Consider the following 5,743-nt stretch of genomic DNA (forward strand, 5'->3'; position numbering starts at 1 on the left):
GTACAGCCTGCGGCTAGTTTCCTAGTTTGCTCTTTGATTTTCATTGAGTATAAGGTTTCATTTCAAGAGAAAATTCAGTAAATATTTCTATGATAAAAAGCATAAGAACAAGGTTTTGAAGACCTGAACTTATGCTTTTTTACGTTCTCAAAGACTGTTTATACTCAAAAAGCAGTTGAACAACTTCAACCACCTCTTATATTGAGTATTAATTCTCCCTTTCCAACTCATACAAATCTGCGATAATAGCTGCGACACGTTTGATATCTTCCAGCATGCCTCGCATTTCAAAGTCAGCCAATACAGGGAAACCAAAACGTTGACTGTATTGCTTGGCTGTCAGGCAGTATTGGTTATTAAAGTTACGATTTCCTGAACCAACTACGCCAAAACACTTACTAGCATTATCACCATAGGCGATAAAATCCCCCACTGGTGTTGTCAAAATCTCGACATCTCCGTTATCCACGCCATTCCCACCTTCTAGGTAAGTCGGCAAAAAAGCAACATAGGGATGGTCCATTTCATAGAAATCTTGGCCTTCTTTGACCAAATCCTTGATATGAATCTTTTGAACCTCAATCCCCTCGTACTGGGACAAGAGATAGTCTTTCAAGCGTGTCACAAAACTTTCAGTATTGCCACTCAGACTAATATAAACTAAAGAAATTATCTTCATATGTACCTCCATGATTTTATTTTTAATCGAAAAAGAACTACCAAGATTGTATCTTGATAGTTCTTTTTTGTCAATACTTAGGCAAGATCTTCTGTTTCCTCTTCTTCTGCCAAGGCTTTCTGTTGACGCCAAATCTTATAGAAAACAAGGGCTAGGAAAAGAACATTGATAACGATATAGAAAATGCTAACAGCTTTTGAACCAATACTCATTGTCAAACGCATGGTCTCATCTTGAAGCAACTGCACAGCGTCTTGCAAAGTCACATAGGTATAAATTGAACCAATAATAGCTAACAAAACATAGCCAACATAAGTATAGTTTGCATATTGCAAATTCTTACGAACAAGGAAGACAATCGCTACTGCAACTAAAATAGCAGACAGCACAATCAAGGCAACATTAAAAATAGAATGAGATGCTTCTGCTACTCTATAGCTATAATTAATGCTATCTTCTACCTGCTGAGCACTGACCCCTGCAACTTGTTTTTGAGCAGCACGAAGGACTTCTTTGCTAGGTAAGGGCTTCAAAAGTTCAAATAGAGACGTAGCTGAAATAAGGGCAGACAAGATTAGCAAGACCCATAGATAAATCGGTTTCTTTTTCATGATAGAACCTCCTGATGTTATTATTGATATTATAGCACTTTTTGTAAAGGGATACAAATATTATAGTGTCGTTTCTACCTGTTTTCGGTAGGCTTTTGGAGATTTTCCGCACAATTTTCGGAACACTTTATAGAAATATCCAACATTACTGTAACCAACAGCATAACAAATATCTTCAATACTGTCACTAGTTGAAAGCAAAAGTTGTTGGGCAGCCTTAATGCGTTGTTTGTTTAAAAGCTCTGCGAAGGTCGAATTGGTTTCTCGCTTAATCAACTGCCCAAGATAGACAGGATTGATAAAGAGATCCTTACTGATATCCTTGAGGGAAAGTTCTTTTTGATAATCACGCCCAATGACTTCCAGCACACTAACCACATTTTCATTCATCCGATATTGTCCAAAGAATCGGGTCAGAGTTTCCTTGATATAAGGAACCAATTCATCGAAGGATTGAATAGCATGAATCGTTTTGACAATGTCCGTCATATCATCAGCTTTGAGGTGTTCAAACAAGTGGAAGACATCCATGACAAACTGGATAAAAAGCTGTTTGGTAATCGGAACACGCGGTGTATTTTCAAGAACCACCTTCTCCAAGAGATTTAACTCTTCTACGATTTGATTGAGATTTCCCTGAATGATAACCCTATAAATCGGTTCGTAATAGGCAAAGAGACTCTGAGACTGTTGTAGATTTACAGAGCCATAAAAGAGGGCTTTCTCAGCATTCAGCTTCCAGCGTTCAAAGTGTTCTTGATAAGGAGCTTCAAAGGGAGTAACGACTAAACCATCTAGGGGTTGATCAGAAATGAAAATCTGCCAGTCTTGACCCAAGACATAGTAGGGAATAGTGAAAGAGCCTTGTTTTTCCTTGGATAGGCCTATCCACCAATTCTCCTTACCTCCTAGATAACTAACAAATCCAGCCTCGTCTAAATCTTGACTGAGGGTCTGACTTTTCTTTCCTCTCTCGCCGAGCTGACCTGCAATCTTCTCCAGCAGATTTCCCAACTCTACCTTATCAACAGGTTTGACCAAATAGTCCACCACACTAAGGTTCATTGCTCTTTTTACATAATCAAACTCCTGATAACCTGAGAGTAGGATATAGGCTGCATCTGGTAAGATTTCTTTCATCTCCAGAATCATATCAAGCCCTGTTTTATCGGGCATATTGACATCGGAAATGACCACATCGACAGGATTTTCCTGAACATATTCTAGGGCTTCATCGGCATGACTGGCTGTTGCGACGACCTCCATATCCCACTTATCAAAGGGAATCAAACGTTTCAGACCTTCTGTCACCATGTACTCATCATCTACTAATAATACTTTATACATTTTCTCCCTTTCTACTCATCTTGAATTGTAATACGATACTGAACACCTGCTTGCTCTGCAGAATCTATAGTAATAGCATAACGGTCCCCAAAATAGAGCACAAAACGCTCATGTACATTGGCAATCCCGATAGACTGCCTTTGATCACTGTAACTGGCTTGGTGTTCAAAATGTCTCTGACTTAATTTTTCTCGGAGATTCGCCAGCTTTTCAACTGACATTCCACGGCCATTATCGACCACCAAAATTTCCACAAACCCATCCTGTTTAAGTGCCTTGATGCTAATCACATTATCTGTCCGTCTGTGGTCAACACCATGCGCGAAATAATTTTCTACCAGCGGTTGCAAGGTAAACTTAGGAATCTTCATATTCTCTAACCCTGGGTCTATCTTGAAACCATAGGCAATAGATTTAGGATAGCGAACCATGCAGAGATAGCTGTATTTACGGCAAAATTCTAATTCCTGTTTGAGAAGGGTCTCTCTTTCGTCGGAAATATTGTTACGCAAGAGACTACTGAATTCATAAATGATATCTGCCAACTCATCTTGACTTTGCATAACTGCATACATGCGCAAGAACTCCAGCGTATTGTACATGAAGTGAGGGTTGATTTGCGCCTGTAGGGCTCGCATATTGGCATCTTTTTGACTAAGCTCTAGCTGATAAATATCATGGATATTCTTTTCCAAGCGATCCAACATATCATTGGTGGTCTCTGCGATTAAAAGCAATTCCTGATCCTTTTCCAGTGTGTCAATGCGAAGACCTTCTTGTCCTTGGGCAATAGCTTGGATAGAATCCACCAAATCCACTACCTGCTTTTGATAATTAGCAAAGGTTTTCCTCAACGTCAGATAGAGAATGACAATAAAGAGAAGGCTCAAGCCCACAATCAAAGCAGAGCTAGCCACTGTTCCTTGCAAAACAAAGTTTTTGGGAACTGCCACCTGAACCTGATAGCCATGAGAGGTCACACCGACAAACCAGTTTTCATGCTCCCTATTGACCCTCTCACCAATATGAAAAATCTCCGTATCAAAAGGCGATGTCACAGTCACAGCCATCGGGATATGACCTCGGGTATTGTCCACAGCATGGTATAAGATTTCTGGATCCAAGGAGATATAAACAACCCCTATCGATTGATCCGTCGCTGGGTCTAAAATAGGCACTCCAAAACTATTGGCCTCTGGTTTAAAGTCTTCCGCAAGTACCGTATGACCACCTCTCTCATTTCTGCTCGAAATATAAACTTCTTTAAAGTCCTGCAAGACAATTGCAACACCCGTTATATAGTCATTCTGAACATACAGGTCATCGATATTTTCATACAGAGAAATAGAAGTTGACGAAGCTGCTTGATGCTCCAACAGCCAATAAAAATACTCAGATGTTGATAGACTAAAGTACTTATAAACCCCTTGTATCCTGTCTTGATTGGCTACTAAATCTTGCGCTAGCTGGGCTGACTCGCGATAATAATATTCCACCTCTTCGACTGTTCGAGTAGTTACACGCTGGGCTACTCTTTGAGCTTCCTTTTCCCGTGAATCCCAGTCAGCGTAAGAAAGTAAGATTGCAAAACTCGCAATAATAATCATCATAACTGAACTATAGGTTCTTAGAAGCGTATGTAGCCAAAACTGCTTCATCCTACTTTGTCGCCAATTTTTCATGGATACTTTCATAGACCGGTTCCAACATATCACTGATAAAGAAATGCCACATCCCAATTCCTACAAAGAAAAGTAGGGCAGGCATATAGTAACCAATTGCCACAAGTAGCACTGTCCCAAGAAGAACCTTGGCCACAGCTGCTAGACTCATAAAGATGCCAATCAAGGATAGTTTGAGGCTATTTCGATAGGACAAATCAAAATAAACTTGTAATTTCAAAGATACTGTATAAGCCAAAAAGATCAGGGCAACTACTAGGACATTCAAAAATGTCGCAATCAAATGAATAATAGTCTGATGAGGCAATTGTACCAAGAGATACAGGCCATAGACCAAAACTAGATCCACTCCTAGAAAGCTATAGAAAATCAGGTTGCTTGAGACGAAATTTTGCTTATAAAGAGACCAAGCCTCCTTCAAACTGTATTCCCGAAAGCTATAACCATGTTCTGCATATAGGCTCATCAAGGTGGCGCTAGCCGGCGCTAGACCAAGGATAATCCCTCCTGCTAAAGTTAATAGCCAAAAGAAGGCTGTCGCAATCATCCCTAAAAAGAAACGATTAAAGACAAAGTCTAAAAATCTACCCATGATATCCCCCCTAAAAATAACTATGAAACTATTATATCATATTTCAAGCGTTTTCAAAAAATTCTAGTGCCCATTTACAATCCCATCAAACCGTGATACAATGAGAATTGTGAAAAAATGATCAGGAGACAATTCATGAAGAAATCTATCTTAACTACACTGCTTTTTGCAGTTCTTTACTTCCTCTGCATGGGGATTGGTGTCCTTTTGGGCAATCTCTTTGACCAAACTGGAAACATGTTTTATGCGCCTGCCTTTACTGCCCTTGTCGGCGGTAGCGTCTATATGATTCTGGTCACAAAAATTCCGCGCTTTGGAGCCATTACCACTATCGGCCTTGTCATCGCCCTCTTTTTCTTGGGAACTAAACACGGTGCCGGTGCCTTCCTTCCTGGAATTATCTGTGGTCTGCTAGCAGATGCAGTAGCCAACCTCGGAAAATACAAGGACCAAACTAAGAATTTCCTTTCTTTCATACTCTTTGCCTTTAGCACAACAGGTCCAATCTTGCTTATGTGGATTGCGCCCAAAGCCTATATGGCAACCCTTCTAGCAAGAGGAAAATCACAAGAATATATCGACCGTATCATGGTCGCGCCAAATCCTGGAACTATCATTCTATTTATCGCAAGTGTTGTCATCGGATCCCTAGTGGGTGCCTTGCTTGGACAAGCCTTGAGTAAAAAATTTGCACAGAAAATCTGATTACTAAAAAAGAGCCACACGGCTCTTTTTTATTTATGGCTCAAGACTTAGTCAAGAAGTCTCCCAAGAATTGATACTCTTCGAAAATCAAATTCAAACCACGTCAACGTCGCCTTGCCGTACTCAA

General features: G+C 40.1%; 6 protein-coding genes. 1 reads left to right on the forward strand and 5 read right to left on the reverse strand.

Annotation, left to right across the window (positions count from 1 at the left end):
* Positions 1-208: 208 nt before the first annotated feature.
* From nrdI to ADI58_RS05510, 5 genes are all read right to left on the reverse strand, one after another.
* The gene (nrdI, locus tag ADI58_RS05490; protein ID WP_049521774.1) at positions 209-679 is read right to left on the reverse strand and encodes a class Ib ribonucleoside-diphosphate reductase assembly flavoprotein NrdI; all 471 of its coding nucleotides are present in this window, start codon (positions 677-679) and stop codon (positions 209-211) included.
* Positions 680-756: 77 nt separating this feature from the next.
* The gene (locus ADI58_RS05495; protein WP_049521775.1) at positions 757-1,290 is read right to left on the reverse strand and encodes an ABC transporter permease; all 534 of its coding nucleotides are present in this window, start codon (positions 1,288-1,290) and stop codon (positions 757-759) included.
* A gap of 60 nt (positions 1,291-1,350) precedes the next feature.
* Positions 1,351-2,637, reverse strand: a complete 1,287-nt coding sequence (locus tag ADI58_RS05500; protein ID WP_049521776.1) for a response regulator transcription factor — start codon at positions 2,635-2,637, stop codon at positions 1,351-1,353.
* A gap of 11 nt (positions 2,638-2,648) precedes the next feature.
* A complete protein-coding gene (locus ADI58_RS05505) occupies positions 2,649-4,319 on the reverse strand; it encodes a sensor histidine kinase (RefSeq protein WP_342666322.1) in 1,671 nt (556 codons plus the stop codon).
* Positions 4,297-4,911 (reverse strand): YesL family protein, encoded by a 615-nt coding sequence (locus ADI58_RS05510; RefSeq protein ID WP_000532348.1) that lies wholly within the window; start codon positions 4,909-4,911, stop codon positions 4,297-4,299. Before ADI58_RS05510 ends, ADI58_RS05505 begins: the two co-directional genes overlap by 23 nt.
* Positions 4,912-5,046: 135 nt before the next feature.
* Here ADI58_RS05510 and ADI58_RS05515 point away from each other — a divergent pair, with 135 nt between their 5' ends.
* Complete coding sequence (locus tag ADI58_RS05515; protein ID WP_049521777.1) at positions 5,047-5,616, forward strand: MptD family putative ECF transporter S component; 570 nt, start codon at positions 5,047-5,049, stop codon at positions 5,614-5,616.
* Positions 5,617-5,743: the final 127 nt, after the last annotated feature.

Origin of the sequence: Streptococcus mitis, from assembly GCF_001074635.1 — a bacterium.
In the GTDB taxonomy this organism is placed as follows: Bacteria; Bacillota; Bacilli; order Lactobacillales; family Streptococcaceae; genus Streptococcus; species Streptococcus mitis_E.